Origin of the sequence: Aureimonas altamirensis, assembly GCF_023702225.1 — a bacterium.
Lineage (GTDB): Bacteria > Pseudomonadota > Alphaproteobacteria > Rhizobiales > Rhizobiaceae > Aureimonas > Aureimonas altamirensis_B.
The window spans coordinates 92590-108761 of the sequence record NZ_JAMQCO010000003.1; the positions used below are offsets into that span (position 1 = coordinate 92590).

Consider the following 16172-nt stretch of genomic DNA (forward strand, 5'->3'; position numbering starts at 1 on the left):
TTTGCAGGAGCGTTTCCGGCTCTAAGGCGTGATGGCGACTTTGAGAACGCCGTCGCGCTGGTTTGCGAACAGGTCGTAGGCCGCCTCGATGTCGTCCAGCTTGTAGCGATGCGTCACCAGTGGCTTCAGGTCGATGCGGCCGGACCCACAAACCTCCATCAGGCGGCGCATCCTTTCCTTGCCGCCGGGGCACAGGGTGGACACGATGGAGTAATCGCCGAGGCCGGCGCCGAAGGCCGACAAGGGGATCGACAGGTCGCCGGAATAGACGCCGAGGCTCGACAGCGTGCCGCCGGGGCGCAGGACCTTGAGCGCCGAGCCGAATGTGGATTGCGTCCCCAGCGCCTCGATGGCCACGTCGACGCCGCGCCCGTCGGTCAAGGCCAGGATCTGCTCGACCGGATCGCCGGCCTTGAAGTCCACCACATGGTCGGCGCCCAGCTTGCGCGCGACGTCCATGCGCGCGGGCACCGTATCCACGCCGATGATCGTGGTGGCGCCCATGAGTTTGGCGCCGGCCACGGCGCACAGGCCGATGGGCCCCAGCGCGAACACGGCGACCGTGTCGCCGATCCGCACATTGCCGCGCTCGGCGCCGGAAAAGCCCGTCGACATGATATCCGGGCACATCAGGACTTCGTCGTCGGACAGATGGTCGGGAATCGGGCTGAGATTGGCCAGCGCGTCCTTGACCAGCACATATTCGGCCTGGCAGCCATCGATCGTGTTGCCGAATTTCCAGCCGCCGGCCACCTTGAAGCCGTGGCGCTCCGCCGGGCCGTCCTGCGAGCCGCAGCCGCAGAGGCACGCATAGGAATGGCCGGAGGGCGTGATGGCGCCGGCGATGACCCGCTGGCCCTCCCGATATCCCTTCACCTCGCTGCCGAGCTTCTCGATGACGCCGACGGGCTCGTGGCCGACGGTCAGGCCCCTCGCGACGGGATACTCGCCCTTCAGGATATGAACGTCCGTGCCGCAGATCGTGGTTGTAGTTATGCGCATCAACGCATCCAGCGGCCCGACATCCGGTATCGGTTTCTCGTCCAGGACGATCCGTCCGTTCTCGACGAAGATCGCCGCCTTCATCCTGCCTGCCATGGTCCGCTCCCCTGCCTCGCTCCGACGCATGCAATCATGGGTTGCCCGGACGACAAGGGCAAGACGGCTTATCGGCGGGCGATGATCTCGTTCCCGGATATGACCATCCGCATCCCGATGCCGCCGGGTTTGCGACGGACGAGAAAGCGCGGGCGGCGGCCCTTGTGGTAGTTGCGTCGGCGGTCGGCCGGCGATGCGGCCTTGAGCTTGCCGAGCGTCTCTTCCAGCGCGGTGACGGTGCCGTCGGCCTCGACCATCAGCATGGGAATGCCGAACAGGTTGGACCAGCTGCGCCAGTCGGCGGCGACGTCGAAGAGGTCGGAAGCCACCAGCAGCGGCACGCTGAGGCGCGGGTCGTCGTGCATCAACTCCAGGGTGACGGTGACGCGCCCTCCCTGCTCCTCCATCGCCCGGGCGGCGACGCCTCGGAAGGCGGCGGGCGCCAGCGGAATGGACACGGGCACCATGCTGCCCTCGTAGCAGCGCCGCACGACGGCGCCCCGGCGATCGACGCGGTAGGAGACCGTCTCCTCGCCGTCCTTGACGTCGAAGCTGACCCGACGGTCGGCCACGGCGGGATCCAGGCGGATCGGCGTCCGCGTCCAGGCGGGATGCACGGGAACCTTGCCGGAAACGATGCTCATCCTGATGTCACCTTCTTCAGTCGTCGCCCGGGCCGGCTTCGATCCGGCCCCTTGTTGCGTCGACTTTTAGGGGCGCCGCGTTGCGAGCCTCTGAAGAAACGGGGTTAAGCGTTGGTAGCCGAAATCAGGGTTATCGAATGGTGGCCGAGGCCCGGCATTTTAAAGGTTCGGCGGTCAGGATTCGGTTATTGGCGGACGGTCAGAGCCGCCAGGCGCTGGAGATCGATACGGTCATCGGCTGGCCGGCTGGCCGGCGCGTCTCGCTGTAGGCCAACAGCGCCTGCCCATCCGGCAGACGCAGCGTCACGCAATAGCGCTCGCCCTGGAAGATCGCCGCCTCGACATGAGCGGCGACGCCGCCCGCATCCTCCCGGACATGTTCCGGCCGCACGAGGAAGGGGGCCTTCGGCTCGCCATCGCCCTTCGACAGCATCGCGGCCAGTTGCGGCCAGCCGAGCTGGCGCGGACCATCCAGCGGTGCAGGAAGATCCAGTATGGCGCCCCGACCCACGAGGCTGCCCACCATACGCCCCTCGGGCCGCGCATAGAGGGTGGCGGGCGCCGCCATCTGCAGAAGCCGCCCTTCGGACATGACGGCGATTTCGGAGGCCAGCGCCATCGCTTCCGCCTGATCGTGCGTCACGTAGATCATGGCGGCTCCCGACCGCTCGTGGAAAATGCGGAAATTCTCTTCCATCTCGTTGCGCAGATGCCTGTCCAGATTGGCCAGCGGCTCGTCCAGAAGCACAACGGCCGGGTCCGTGACGAGGCAGCGGGCCAGGGCGACGCGCTGGCGCTGACCGCCCGAAAGGTCTGCCGGGCGGCGGTCCGCCAGCTTCTCCAGGCGCACCGCCGCCAGCGCCGCGCCGACCTTGCGATCGTATTCGGCGCGCCCGATGCCACGCACTTTCAGCGGATATCCCGCATTGTCGGCGACGCTCATATGCGGCCACAGCGCATAGGATTGGAACACCATCGCCATGCCGCGCCGCTCGGGCGGGACCATGCCGCCGGCATCGGCCAGACGGCGCTCTCCCAGCAGGATCTCGCCACCGGTCGGCTGCTCGAAACCGGCGATCATGCGCAGGACGGTCGTCTTGCCGCACCCGGACGGACCGAGCAACGCCAGAAATGCGCCCGGCTTGAGTTCCAGCGATACGCCGTCGACGGCGGGCTGCGCCTCGGGAGAAAATCGCTTGGTGACGCCGTTGAGGATCAGTTTTGCCATGGAACGGTTCCGCGCGGCAGCCAGCGGCCGCAAAGGTCGAGCAGCAGCATCAGTGCGGTCACGACGAGGACGACGAGCACCGACAGAGCGGCGGCAAGGTTGAAACTGCCGCTGTCGTCGAGATTGTAGATGACGACGCCGATCGTCTGCGTGCCCGCCGACCAAAGCAGCGCCGACACGGTCAACTCGTTGCAGGCGAACAGGAAGACCAGCACCGCGCCCGCCGCTGCCGATGGTGCGACGAGAGGCAGGAGAATGTCCCGCATCCGCCGGCCGAAACCTGCGCCGGAAATGCGGGCGGCCTCCTCCAGCACCGGGTCCATCTGGCGGAACGCGCTGTCCACGGGTTTCAGGGCCACGGCAAGGAAAGACGACAGATAGGCGAGAAGTATGATCCACAAGGTGCCGTACAGCGACACGCCGAGAAACGGAACGGGCGCGGCGAACAGCAGCACGAAGGCGACGGAGATGACGATGCCGGGCAGCGCGTAGGGAACCTCCGTCAACAGGGCGAGGATGCGCGCCAGCGGTCCGCGCCGGCGCGTCAGCATATAGGCCGTCAGCAGCGCGACGATGCCGAGCGCGCATGCCGCGCCGGCTGCCAGGAGGAACGAGTTGGCGAAGGCCTGCCGTGTCGCGGACTGGCGAAACAGCACCTCGCGATAGGCGTCCAGGCTCGCCGTATCCGGCGTCAGCCTGACCCCGTAGGCCGGCGCCAGCGAGCCGGCCACGAGCGAGGCGAAGGGCGCGAACAGCATCAGGGCCACCAGAAGCCACAGGAGCGCCTGCAGCGGAAGCGCCCAGACGCCGAGCCGGAAGGCGGCGTTGGCGCCGGAGTGCCCGATGGTGCGGTAATCGCGCCCGGCAAGCGCCCGCTCCTGCACCCACAGGCCGGCAAAGGCGATCACGGCGATCAACCCAGCGATCATCGCGATATCGCCGAAGGTGCCGGCGTCGAAGGCCGTCAGCCGGCTGTAGATCAGGGTCGGCAAGGTGACGATCCCGGCTGGCAGGCCCAGAATGGCGGGGATGCCGAAATTGCCGATACCAGAGACGAAGGCGATGGCCGCGCCGGCCACGAGGCCCGGCGTCGCCAGGGGCAGGACGATGTCCTTGAGCACGCGGCCCGTCGAGGCTCCGGACAGGCGCGCCGCCTCGATGGCGTCGCGCGGCAGGGCAAGCAGGCTGGCGCGCAGGGTCAGGTATACGAGCGGCGCGTGCTGCACCCCGTAGAGCAGCGCGATACCGCCGACCGAGTAAAGCGGCTGCGGGCTGCCGAGCGGCGGGGCCATGCCGATGGCCTTCAGCAACGCACTGGATGGCCCGCTCATGCCGATCCAGGCCAATGCCGTCACTTGCGGCGGAATCATCATCGGCAACATGAAGAGGATGCCCAGGGTGCGTTTGAAACGCAGGTCGCACAAGCTCAGCGCCAGGGCGAAGACCCCGCCCAGCAGCACGGAGATCGCCATCCCCCCGGCGGATGTGGTCAGCGTGTTGCGGAAGGCGGGCCATAGCGCCGGGTCCGCCGCCAGCAACGCCAGCCCTCCGGCACCGGCCGAACGCATGCCCGTCGCGCCCAGCCGCAGCAACGGCAGGGCGCAGAGGAACAGGATGGCCCCGGTGACGAAGCCTGTCAGCCAACGCGGCTGCAGCCGGTTGGCGGGTAATGCGGGCATGAGCGCCTTACTGCGTTGCGCCGAATATGGCGTTGAATTCCTTCAGATCCTCGTCGGATGCAGCCAGTGCGGCCGCCGGGTCGAACGGCAGGAGCCTGATGTCCTCACGCGGCGGGAACCCTTCCGGCAGCGCGATGCCGTCCCGCGCCGGGATGTAGCCGAGCCTGGCCTGCAGCGACTGCCCCTCCTCCGAGAGAAGATAATCGACGAACTTCTTGGCCGCGTCCACATTGCGCGCCGTCGACAGGATCGCCACCGGTTCGGTCACGGCGGAAACGCCCTCCTCGGGGAAGACGAAGGCGACGGGCGCGCCCTTGGCGGCTTCGCGAATCGGCAGGTAGTCGACAACCATTCCGTAGGCCTTTTCTCCGGAAGCGACGGACTTCAGCACCGCGCCGTTGCCGCCGGCCGCAACCGCACCATTATCCTTGAGGCTGCGATAATAGTCCCAGCCGAGCGCGGGAACGCCGGTGAGCGTCTGTGCATGGATCAGCGCCGCGCCGGACGTGGCCGGGCTCGGCATCGCCACAAGCCCTTTCGCTTCGGGCCTGGCCAGATCGGCCCAGCTCTGCGGGGTCATCTCGGCCGCCGTATTGTAGACGATGCCCGTGGTGATCAGCTTGGTGGAGTGGTAGGCGCCATCCGGGTCGTGCAGGCCTTCCGCGTAGCCCTCGGCCTCCGGCGAACGGTAGGCAAGAAGCTGGCCCGCCTGCTTCATCCGCTCGAGCGTCACGCTGTCGGCGATCAGAAGCACGTCCGGCGCCGGGTTTCCGGCTTCGATCTCGGCCATCAGCCGCGCCATCACCTTCGGCGTGCCGTCGCGCACCCACTCGACTTCCAGCCCGGTAGCTTCCTTGAAGCCGTCGGCGGTGGCCTGCGCGTCTTCATTGGGCTGGCTGGTGTACAGAACGAGGTCGGCGGCGGAGGCCGCGCCACTCAGAAGGCAGAGCGCCAGGGCGGCAAGAGTGCGGGTCATGTCGGACATCCAGTGCGGTTTCACGTGGCTGGCAACAACCACAGATCGATGACAGTCATGTAACAGGCGCAAGCGGCAAAGTCCGGTTTTCCTCGCGGCCGAAACCTTCGATCTCCATCCGGTCGTCTTGCAGCGTAACGATGGCGTAGGCGCTCGTATCCGGCGTATCGACCATGCCGCGAAAATTGACGAAGTGCCGGCCGTCCAGTTCGCCGTAATTGCCGGCGTGGTTATGCCCGTTCATCCACACGGCAAAGCTGCGATGCGACAAAGCGAGATCGACCAGCTCGCCGGAATTCCAAAGATTATGTTCGTTCTGCGGAAAGACGGGATAGTGGCACAGGACGATGGCGCGCTCGCCCGCTGCATCCGCAGCGCCGAGGCGTTCGTCCAGCCAGCGCATCTGCGCCTCGCCCACGGAGCCATTCCAGGTCTGGGCGTTCGATGCGCCGGTTTCCCGCAACCGCGCCAGCCGCTCCGCGGCCAGCGCCCGGCGCTCGCTGTCGCCCGGCGTCGAGAAAAGGCTGACATCGTTGCCGTCCAGCACGATGAAGCGCACGTCCCCCTTCGCGAAGTCGTACCAGGGAGCCTCCATGCGCGCCGCCTTGGCGACGGAGCCGAGATAGTCGTCAGCCACATCGAAGTCGTGGTTGCCGAGGACGAAACGGGCCTCATGCCGCAGCCCGTCATAGACCGGCATGATGTGACCGAAGCTTTCCCAATGCCGGTCGATGATATCGCCCAGCGTGGCGACGAACGACAGGTCCTCGGCGTTGAACGCCTCGACGGCCTCTTGCAGCTTCCACAGCGAATTGGCGTAGTAGCGGCCCGACTTCAGGTTGGGCACGACCGGCGCATATTGCGGATCGGCGACGATCCCGAAGCGCAAGGGGCCGTGCTGCCCCGCCCGCCGTCCCGGCGAGCCGTCGGATGCAGCCATCGCCGGTCCCGTTGCCAGAAGCGTGCCGCCTGCCACCATCACGTCGCGCCTCGTCACCATCGGTCCAGTTCCCCAACGCATCCTCGATCGGCGGCGGTGTTATCGGAGCGCGATGACAGGCCGGTGACGCCTGGCGCATCGGACCGCGCTCTAGAGAAGCTTTCCGGGATTCATGATCCCCTTGGGGTCGAACACCTGCTTGAGCCCGTGCATCAGGCGCATTTCCAGCCCCGCCTTGGTGCGGGCGAGTTCGGCACGCTTGAGCTGGCCGATCCCATGCTCGGCCGAGAAGCTGCCGCCGAGGCTGGCGACGATGCCGTGGACGATGGCGTTCATTTCGCCCCAGCGGGCAAGGAAGGCTGCCCGGTCCGCGCCGACGGGTTGGGAAATGTTGTAGTGGATGTTGCCGTCGCCCATATGGCCGAAAGAGACGATCCGCGCACCCGGCATCGCCACTTCGACCGCCGCGCCCGCTTCGGCCAGGAACCGCGGCACCAGGGCGACCGGCACGGAAACGTCGTGCTTGATGGAGCCGCCCTCCGGCTTCTGCGCCCAGCTCATCTCCTCGCGCATGCGCCAGAAGTCGGCGGCATCCGACAGGGATTGCGCGATGGCCGCGTCTTCCACGGCGCCCTCTTCGAAGGCCGCCTCGAGTATATGCTCCATCGTCTCGCGGGCATCCTGCGCGGAACGGCCCGACGATATCTCGATCAGGACATACCATGCGTGCTGCCCCGCCAGGGGATCACGCGCCCCCTGCGTGTGCCGGATGGTGAATTCCATGCCGATGCGCGGCATCAGCTCGAACGCCGTCAGCTGTCCGCCGGCGCGGCCCTCCGCCAGCTTCAGAAGCGCCAGCGCCGCCTCCGGCGAAGGCAAGCCGACATAGGCCACCTCGCGGCCGGCAGGCCGTGGGAACAACTTCAGCACGGCCGCGGTGATGACCGCGAGCGTGCCTTCCGAGCCGATCAGAAGGTCTTTCAGGTCGTAGCCGCGATTATCCTTCTTGAGGCGCCGCAGGCCATGAAATACCTCGCCCCCCGGCAGCACCGCCTCGATGCCGAGGCACAATTCCCGCGCGTTGCCATAGGCCAGCACGTTCGTGCCCCCGGCATTCGAGGCGAGATTGCCGCCGATCTCGCACGAGCCTTCCGACCCCAGCGACAGCGGGAAGAGAAGCCCGGCCTCGGCGGCCGCCTCCTGCGCCCTCTGCAGCACCACGCCGGCTTCCACCACCATCGTGCGCCCGGCCGGGTCCACGTCGCGGATGCGGTCCAGCCGCGACAGGGACAAAAGGACCTCCGCCTCGGAGCGCGGCGATTGCGCGCCGACCAGGCCGGTATTGCCGCCCTGCGGCACGATGGGCGTTCCGGTTTCCTGGGCCAGCGCCATGATGGCCGAGACCTCGTCCACCGTGCCGGGGCGCAGCACCAGCCGCGTGCGACCGGCGAAGAGATCGCGCTCCTCCCGGATGTAGGGAGCGATCCTGTCGGCCTCGGTCAGCGCGTTGGCCGTGCCGACGATGGCGGAGAAGCGTTCGATCAGCGTGTCGGGCACTGCCTCGGTGGAGATGGGCGTATCCATGTCTGTTCCTCCTTATCGCGGGGCAGCAGCGCGACGAAGCCTGTCGTTGATGGCAAGCCCAAGTCCACGCTCCGGTATCGGAGCGACGGCGATCCGCGTGATGTCCGGACGGTCGAGCGCCGCCAATGCAGCGAAAAGGTTGCTGGCGGCCTCGGCGAGATCGCCGCCCCGGCTGAGATTGAAGACGCTCGCGGCGGCGGCCGCCCCTGCGATAGCCTCGTCGCCGAAGGCGATCAGGTGCTCGCCGGGGTCCACATGGGACGCGTTGAGGCGCACCGCTCCGGAGGGCGCGTAGTGCGATTGCATCTGGCCCGGCGCCTCGATGCCTTCGCCTTGCCCCGATACGACCGGCACGCCGAGGGCCTCCGTCACCGCCTCGACGGTCAAGCCGCCGGGGCGCAGCAGATACAGGGCCCCGTTATCGGGTTTGAGGATCGTCGATTCGAGCCCGACCGCGGCCGGGCCGGCATCGAGGATCAAGTCGACGCGGCCGGCGAGGCTGCGCGCGACATGCCTGGCGGTCGTCGGCGAAACCTTGCCCGAGCGGTTGGCGCTGGGCGCTGCAAGGGGGCGCCCCAGCCTGTGCACGATCTCGGCCATGGGGCCGCGCGGCATGCGCAGAGCAAGCGTCGGCAGTCCGGCAGTCACCAGGGGATGCACGGGCGACCCTTCGGCGAGCGGCAGCACCAGGGTCAGCGGCCCCGGCCAGAAGCGTTCGGCAAGCGCCAGCGCCAGCGGCTCGAACCGTGCGAAGCGCCGCGCCATCTCCATGCTCGAGACATGCCCGATCAGCGGGTTGAAGGAAGGGCGGCCCTTGGCCTCGTAGATACGGGCGACGGCCCGGCCCGACGTCGCGTCGGCCGCAAGGCCGTATACGGTTTCCGTCGGAAGGGCCACGAGCCCGCCATCGGCCAGGCAGGCAACCGCCTGCGCCATGCTGTCTTCCGAACTGTCGAGGATGCGGCCCGTCATGTGCCCCTGCCGGTTTCACCGCGAGCATCTATCGCGAAGCGGCGGGCAAAGGAAAGATGCAGCGCGCGCTCAGCGCGTCAGGTCGAAGGCGTCGGCCACGCGCCCGCCCGCCGTGGCAAGGGCCTGAACGGCCACCGCGGCCCCGGTCAGGCGGCCGCCACGCTCGGTGTCGCCATCGACCAGCGCCGCGACGGCGGCGGCGCCATCGACGATACCGGCCTTCTTTTCCGGCGCGTCCTGCACCTTCCGCATCTGCTCTATGATGAAGGAGCGGGCCTCGGCCGGAATGCGCGGGGCAACGTCGCCGACGGGCGTCGCGACCGGATGGCGGTACTGCCCGCGCATGGGCACGGCATCCGCATCGTCGTCGGCCAGGACGGCCCACACACGTTGCATCTTGGCCCCGAGCTTCTGGAACGACTGGGCCATGGCGTCGACCGGGCCGCCATGCCTGTCGCCCGGCATATCCGGGTCGGTTCGGGGCGAACCGGTCAGGGAAGACAGGATCGGCTGGCGGTCCTGTCCGGCATGCTCGCGCCGGGCGACTTCCGTCAGGAGGGCCAGCGGATCGCGCCGCGCGACGTCGCCCGAAGGCCCGAAGGCGTTGAGCATCGGCGACGGGCCAGCCGCCTCCGCCATCAGGGTTCCCTCGTCCGCCGGAAGATCGCGGACGAGATCGGGGAATGGCCAGGCCTTCTTGAGGTCGGCGACCGACAGCGGCGAGACGTTGACGTCGATATCCGTCTGCGCGCCCTGAACACGGTAGGGGCAGGAGCGCTCCGAGCAGTTATGCATGGACGAGAATTGCCACAACGCGTAATCGGGCCAGGTATTTTCGGGGAACAGGCCGGTGATGTCGTCGCGGTAGCGCGCATACCAGAGCGGCAGCCGCGACAGCAGCGGATAGGCCTTCTGGTTCTTGTCGATATAGGCTGCGGTATTGCCGTTCGTATACAGGACGGGGTAGCGGCCGGTGCGCAGCTTGATCTGGTCCGCGAAGATCTCCGCGTCGGCAAGCGACATCCATTCCGGCGAAATATCCTCGATGTCGAGGGCGATCAGATCGTCCTCCGCCGGCTCGGCGAAATCGAGGAAATGATCGGCCTGCTCGCGCGGGTTGCCCGGCCGCGCCAGATGGTAGGCGCCCCATTTGAGGCCAAGCTGCTTCGCCATGGCGCGGCGGGTCTGGTACAATTCGCGCGTGACGGAGTACTTCCACCAGCGGTTCTTGCACAGCTTTTCGTCGTCGCCCGACAGGCCACGGCACGACCAGGATGGCGGTAGCCCGTCCGACGCCTTGTTGATGAAGCCGGCGATGCGCTCGTCTGAGGTCAGCTCGACCCAATCGATGGGGTTGAATTCGTAGGCGTCGATGACGAGGGCGCGATCCTCGTTCTTCCAGGGCTGGTTCCATGCGGCGGAAGCCGGCGTCGCGGCAATGACCACGAGGCTCGCCGCCAGGGCGGCAGTCCAGTGCATTGCGGCCTTGAGCGCCGCAGCCGGCTTTCGCATTCGGTATGCCCCCTCAATCGTCGCCAGGCGCGCAGCCAGGCGACCGCATCGATATCCGCAACATTGCCTTTCGCGGCACTTTCTGCCGCTATTTCAAGCCCTTGTACCAGTGCAATCAGGCAAGTTGGCGGCAGGATACGGGCACAAACGTATTTTTTTCCTTAATGAATCCTTGCTGCGGACGGCCGCATTGTAACGGATGCGTCATCCCGCGATGCGCGAGAAGTCGGCAACGCGCGTCGTGGCCTGCCGGATGCGGGCCAGGAGCGCCAGGCGATTGGCGCGGATGGCGGCATCGTCGGCATTCACCAGCACCTTGTCGAAGAAGGCGTCGGCCGGTGCGCGAAGGGTCGCCAGCGCCGCCGCCGCCGCACCGTAATCCTCTGCGCCCAGCGCATCGGACAGCCGGCCTTCCGCATCGCCGATCGCCATCAGCAACGCCTGCTCTTCCGCCTGTTCGAAACGGGCGGGATCGACGGCCGCGGCCACCGCAGTGCCCTTCTTTTCTTCCGCCGCAAGGATATTGGCCGCGCGGCGATAGGCGGCCAGCAGGTTGCGGCCGTCTTCCGTATCGAGAAGCTGTCCGAGCGCGGCGACACGGGCCGCGATATCCACGATATCGTCGTTGCGTCCGCCTTCGCCCTCGCTCGACAGCACGGCATCGACGAGGTCGTGCCGGGCCCCGCTGTCGCGCAGCTGCACCTTGAGCCTGTCGTGGAAGAAGGTGATCAGGTCGCCCGCCGGCACGAACTGGCCGAGCGGCAGGCGGATCGCGTTGTCGATGAGGATGCGGATCACCCCGAGCGCCGCACGCCGCAGCGCATAGGGATCCTTCGAGCCGGTCGGCTTTTCGTCGATGGACCAGAAGCCCGCCAGCGTATCCAGCTTGTCGGCCAGCGCGACGGCGATCGCCACCGCATCGGCCGGAACGCGGTCCGTCGGGCCGAGCGGCTTGTAATGATCCTCCAGGGCGGCCTGCACGGAAGCTGTTTCGCCTTGCAGCCCCGCATATTTACGGCCCATCAGGCCCTGCAACTCGGGAAACTCGCCGACGGCTTCCGTCGTCAGATCCGCCTTGGCCAGAACGGCGGCGCGGCGCGCCTGCGCCGGGTCGGCGCCGACGATCGGCGCCAGCACCGCCGCAAGATCGGCGATGCGGCGGACGCGCTGGCCTTGCGTGCCCAGCCTGGCGTGGAAGGTAACGCCGAGCGCTTCCAGCTTGGCCATACGCTGGTCCAGCGGGCGGGCGAGGTCCAGCCCGAAATCGTCGGCGATACCGGCATAGGATGCGACATCCGGCAGATCGCCCTGGTCGGTGCGCCAGAAGTAGAGGGCGTCGGAAAGACGGGCGCGCACCACCTTGCCGTTGCCGCGCATGATCTCGCGTCCGCCATCGGCGGCCTCGATATTGGCGACGAGCAGGAAGCGGTTGGCCAGGCCATCCTGTCCGCGGCGGCGGGTGACGAAGCATTTCTGGTTGGTTCGGATGGTAAGCTGGATCATCTCGGCCGGAATGGCGAGAAAGGCCTCGTCGAATTCGCCCATCAGCACGACGGGCCATTCCACGAGGCCGCTGACCTCTTCCAGCAGCCCATCGTCCGCGACGACATCCAGCCCCTGCGCGAAGGCGAGCGTCTCGGCATCGGTGCGGATGATGTCCTTCCGCCGTTCGGCGTCCAGCACCACATGCGCCTTCTCGAGCTTGTGGGCATAATCCTCGAAACGGCGGACGGCAAATGGCTCGGGCGCATGGAAGCGATGGCCGACCGTCTCGTTGCCGGACCGGATGCCCGATACCTCGAAGGGCACCACCACCGTCTCGCCCTGCTCCGGCCCGAACAGGCAGATGATGGATTGCAGCGGCCGCACCCAGCGCAGGCTGCCCGGCTCCCGCGAGGCGGCGCCCCAGCGCATGGATTTCGGCCATGGGAAATCGCGGATGATGCCAGGCATCACTTCGGCCAGGATCTCCTCCGCCGGGCGGCCCGGCTTCTGGATGACGGCGACGTAGAATTCGCCCTTCTTGCCGTCGGAACGCACCTCGGCCTCGCCGATGGAAACGAGGCCCGCCCCGCGCAGGAACCCCTCAATCGCCTTTTCCGGCGCATCGGTGCGCGGCCCCTTGCGCTCTTCACGCACGTCGCGCGAACGCGCGTCCACCCCCCGGATGTCCAGTGTCAGGCGCCGCGGCGTCCAGTATTCGCGGGCGCCCTCATAGGTCAGGCCGGCGGCGACGAGCGCCTCCGTGACGAGCTTCTTCAGGTCGCCCGCCGCCTTGCGCTGCATGCGGGCGGGGATCTCCTCCGAACGGAGTTCTAGAAGCAGGTCTGGCATGGTCTGGTTCCGGCGTTGGGACTTCGCCCGGCTCCTTCCGACACCATGCCCGGCCTGTCAAGGCCGCTACAGCCGTCCCTGGAAGGTATCGCAGGTGGCCATGTCGCCGCTTTCGTAGCCGCGCTTGAACCATTGCTGCCGCTGCGCCGACGTGCCGTGGGTGAAGCTGTCCGGCACGACCGTGGCTTGGCTGCGACGCTGCAGCGTATCGTCGCCGATCTGCGAGGCGGCATTGAGCGCCTCGTCGATGTCTCCGGGCTCGAGATATCCCGCCTGATAGGTATCGTGCGCCCAGATGCCGGCGTAGCAATCGGCCTGCAACTCCACCAGCACCGACACCGAATTGGCGTCGGCCTGCGACATCTGCCGACGCATTTCCGTGGTGCGCGGCAGGATGCCCGTCACGTTCTGCACGTGATGGCCGACTTCGTGCGCGATCACGTAGGCCTGTGCGAAATCGCCGGGAGAGTTGAGCTGGCCGGCGAGCTGCCGGAAGAAGGACAGGTCGATATACACCTTCTGGTCGAGCGGACAGTAGAAGGGGCCCATAGCCGCGGCCGCCTGGCCGCAGGCGGAGGAGACGCTGCCGGAAAACATCACCAGCGTCGGCTCCGGGTAGGTTTCGCCCGAATCGGCGAAACGGCGGTTCCAGACGTCTTCGGTATCGGCCAGCACCGTTGCGACGAAGTCGTCCGTCTCGTCCGCGGTGCCCTGCGGCCCGGGCCCGCGTGCCACCTGGCTCTGCCCGCTTCCGCCGCCCTGGTCCATGCCCAGCAGCGCAAGGGGGTTGATACCGAAGCCCAGCCACAGGATGGCTATGATGATGAGAAGGCCGATCCCGCCGCCGCCGCCCGCGCGAACCGGAATCCGCATGGGACCGCCGCCGCCGAAGCCGCCCCCCGACCCGCGCTGGTCCGACACGTTGGTGCTCTGCCTGCGACCCTTCCACTGCATGGGAACCCTCCACCGCTTCACGCAATGCAGGATAGGGCAGATCGCGAAATAATCACCAGTTGTTTATGCGCCTTGTCAGGCGGTCGCGACAGCGCCGCCGGCATCCGTCAGCAGGAAGGCTTCGCCGCAGGCCTTGGCCAGCGTGCGTACCCGCAGGATGTAACTCTGCCGCTCGGTGACCGAGATGACGCCGCGCGCGTCGAGAAGGTTGAAGACGTGGCTGGCCTTGATCGCCTGGTCGTAGGCCGGCAGCACGCAGCGATGCAGCATACCGGGTGCATCCGGGGCGCCGGCCGCCAGCAGCGCGGCGCACTCGGCCTCGGCATCCTCGAAATGCTTCAACAGCATAGCCGTGTTGGCGAACTCGAAATTGTAGCGGGAATATTCCTGCTCGGCCTGCAGGAAGACGTCGCCATAGGTGACCTTTTCCGCGCCCTCGCGGCCATTGAAGTTCAGGTCGTAGACATTGTCCACGTTCTGGACATACATGGCCAGCCGCTCCAGCCCGTAGGTCAGCTCGCCCGCCACCGGGGCGCATTCGATGCCGCAGACCTGCTGGAAATAGGTGAACTGCGATACCTCCATGCCGTCGCACCAGCATTCCCAGCCGAGGCCCCAGGCACCCAGCGTCGGGCTTTCCCAGTCGTCCTCCACGAAGCGGATATCGTGCGTCAGCGGGTCGAGGCCGATGGCGCGCAGCGATCCGAGATACAATTCCTGCAGATTGGACGGGTTGGGCTTCAGCAGCACCTGGTACTGGTAATAATGCTGCAGGCGATTGGGGTTTTCCCCGTAGCGCCCGTCCTTGGGGCGGCGCGAGGGCTGGACATAGGCGGCGTTCCAGCTTTTCGGCCCAAGCGCCCTCAGCGTCGTGGCCGGGTGGAAGGTGCCGGCGCCGACTTCCATGTCGTAGGGCTGCAGCACGACGCAGCCGTAATCGGCCCAATAGCGATGAAGCGCGAGGATCAGGCCCTGAAAGGACCGCTCGGGGCGCATATGCGGGGCAAGTTCGGACATGATGCTACAGGCTCTCGGACACGACCGGCGGGCAGGCCCCGCCACGGCTGCGTCAGTTGCCATGGGCGAACGTGCCCGGTCAATCCCGCTCCAGCCGGTAGACCCCGTCGTCGCCGCGCACCAGCGTGCCCTGCGCCTTGTTGCGCGCCTCCATCTCGGCGCGGCGGTTGCGCGCGGTGACGCGCGTCGCTTCCTTCTTCATCTGCTGCACGCCCAGATAGGCGGCTGCACCGAGAAGACCGAGTAGTATGAGCGGCGGCATAAGGCTTTCCATATCTTGAAGGGCCCTTTCTCGAGGTATCTTGCGCGCAACCGGAGCGAAAGCAAGGCGGCGCCGCGATTTACCGCCTACAGGCCGTAGCGCGCCCACAGCGCACGCTCTTCCGCCACGGCTGCCAGCCGTTCGACGGCCGCACCGGCCGCTTCCGCACCGAAGCCGATACGCCCTCCCAGGAGGCCGCGCCTGGGCTGGATGCGCTCCAGCTCGACATCGGGGCCGAAGCGTTCGGCCAGCACCTCGTGCAAGGTGCCGAACCTGTCGACGAGCCCCAGCTCGATCCCGCGCCGGGCCGACCAGAACTGGCCCGAGAACAGCTCCGGCTCGTCTTCCTTCAGGCGGCCGGCGCGCCGCTCGCGGACGAGTTCGATGAAGGTCTCGTGGACGTCGAGCTGCAGGGATTTCAGATGCTTCACGTCTTCCGGCTTTTCCGGCGAGAACGGGTCCAGCGTCGCCTTGTTGCGGCCGGCCGTATAGAGGCGCCGCTCCACGCCGATGCGACGGATCAGGTCGACGAAGCCGAAGCCGCCCGAGACAACGCCGATGGAGCCCACGATGCTCGAAGGATCGGCGAAGATCTCGTCGCCGGCGCAGGCGATCATGTAGCCGCCGGAGGCCGCGACATCCTCGCAGAACACCAGCACCTTGCGATCGTGCTTCCCGGCCAGTTCGCGGATGCGGCGGCAGATGAGCCGCGACTGCACGGGAGAGCCGCCGGGCGAATTGACCTCGATAGCGACGACCGGCGCATCCTTGATCTCGAATGCCTTGTCCAGCAGCGGCTCCACATTGGCCATCGACAGGGCCTTGCGCCCGATGCCGCCGTTTTCGGCGGCGATCGTGCCCATCAGCCGGACAACCGGCACGACGGTGCGCTGTTTGCGGAAACGCTTGGGAAGGAAACGCTGCAAGCCCTTGGCCACCCGGAATCACTCTTCTCGTCAGGATCGTGTCGCG

Annotated in this window: 14 protein-coding genes; all 14 read right to left on the reverse strand. The window is 67.3% G+C overall.

Translation table 11 applies throughout. The features are described 5' to 3' along the window. Nucleotides 1-21: 21 nt before the first annotated feature. The gene (locus NDN16_RS05630; protein WP_251112658.1) at nucleotides 22-1098 is read right to left on the reverse strand and encodes an NAD(P)-dependent alcohol dehydrogenase; all 1077 of its coding nucleotides are present in this window, start codon (nucleotides 1096-1098) and stop codon (nucleotides 22-24) included. A 68-nt stretch (nucleotides 1099-1166) separates the two neighbouring features. Further along, the gene (locus NDN16_RS05635) at nucleotides 1167-1742 is read right to left on the reverse strand and encodes a DUF6101 family protein (RefSeq protein WP_251112659.1); all 576 of its coding nucleotides are present in this window, start codon (nucleotides 1740-1742) and stop codon (nucleotides 1167-1169) included. Nucleotides 1743-1941: 199 nt separating this feature from the next. After that, nucleotides 1942-2970 carry an ABC transporter ATP-binding protein gene (locus NDN16_RS05640; RefSeq protein ID WP_251112660.1) on the reverse strand — a complete coding sequence of 343 codons (1029 nt, stop codon included), beginning with the start codon at nucleotides 2968-2970 and terminating at the stop codon, nucleotides 1942-1944. Then, nucleotides 2958-4649, reverse strand: coding sequence for an ABC transporter permease (locus tag NDN16_RS05645; protein WP_251112661.1), 1692 nt, complete (start codon nucleotides 4647-4649; stop codon nucleotides 2958-2960). The genes NDN16_RS05640 and NDN16_RS05645 overlap by 13 nt, the downstream gene beginning before the upstream one ends. A 7-nt stretch (nucleotides 4650-4656) precedes the next feature. Then, nucleotides 4657-5634 (reverse strand): ABC transporter substrate-binding protein, encoded by a 978-nt coding sequence (locus NDN16_RS05650; RefSeq protein WP_435301061.1) that lies wholly within the window; start codon nucleotides 5632-5634, stop codon nucleotides 4657-4659. Between the two features lie 46 nt (nucleotides 5635-5680). Further along, complete coding sequence (locus NDN16_RS05655; protein WP_251112663.1) at nucleotides 5681-6625, reverse strand: metallophosphoesterase; 945 nt, start codon at nucleotides 6623-6625, stop codon at nucleotides 5681-5683. A gap of 90 nt (nucleotides 6626-6715) precedes the next feature. Beyond that, complete coding sequence (locus NDN16_RS05660) at nucleotides 6716-8122, reverse strand: FAD-binding oxidoreductase (protein WP_251112995.1); 1407 nt, start codon at nucleotides 8120-8122, stop codon at nucleotides 6716-6718. 39 nt (nucleotides 8123-8161) lie between these two features. Then, nucleotides 8162-9121 (reverse strand): L-threonylcarbamoyladenylate synthase, encoded by a 960-nt coding sequence (locus NDN16_RS05665; RefSeq protein WP_251112664.1) that lies wholly within the window; start codon nucleotides 9119-9121, stop codon nucleotides 8162-8164. 69 nt (nucleotides 9122-9190) lie between these two features. Beyond that, on the reverse strand, nucleotides 9191-10633 hold the full coding sequence (locus tag NDN16_RS21060) for a glycoside hydrolase family 25 protein (protein WP_353050194.1): 1443 nt from the start codon (nucleotides 10631-10633) through the stop codon (nucleotides 9191-9193). A 204-nt stretch (nucleotides 10634-10837) separates the two neighbouring features. Next, nucleotides 10838-12967, reverse strand: a complete 2130-nt coding sequence (glyS, locus tag NDN16_RS05675; RefSeq protein ID WP_251112665.1) for a glycine--tRNA ligase subunit beta — start codon at nucleotides 12965-12967, stop codon at nucleotides 10838-10840. A 66-nt stretch (nucleotides 12968-13033) separates the two neighbouring features. Next, nucleotides 13034-13921 carry a KPN_02809 family neutral zinc metallopeptidase gene (gene ypfJ / locus NDN16_RS05680; protein WP_251112666.1) on the reverse strand — a complete coding sequence of 296 codons (888 nt, stop codon included), beginning with the start codon at nucleotides 13919-13921 and terminating at the stop codon, nucleotides 13034-13036. A 75-nt stretch (nucleotides 13922-13996) separates the two neighbouring features. Further along, nucleotides 13997-14938, reverse strand: a complete 942-nt coding sequence (locus NDN16_RS05685; protein ID WP_251112667.1) for a glycine--tRNA ligase subunit alpha — start codon at nucleotides 14936-14938, stop codon at nucleotides 13997-13999. Nucleotides 14939-15017: 79 nt separating this feature from the next. After that, the gene (locus tag NDN16_RS05690) at nucleotides 15018-15200 is read right to left on the reverse strand and encodes a hypothetical protein (protein ID WP_251112668.1); all 183 of its coding nucleotides are present in this window, start codon (nucleotides 15198-15200) and stop codon (nucleotides 15018-15020) included. An 86-nt stretch (nucleotides 15201-15286) separates the two neighbouring features. Next, nucleotides 15287-16138 carry a S49 family peptidase gene (locus NDN16_RS05695; protein WP_251112669.1) on the reverse strand — a complete coding sequence of 284 codons (852 nt, stop codon included), beginning with the start codon at nucleotides 16136-16138 and terminating at the stop codon, nucleotides 15287-15289. Nucleotides 16139-16172 lie beyond the last annotated feature (34 nt).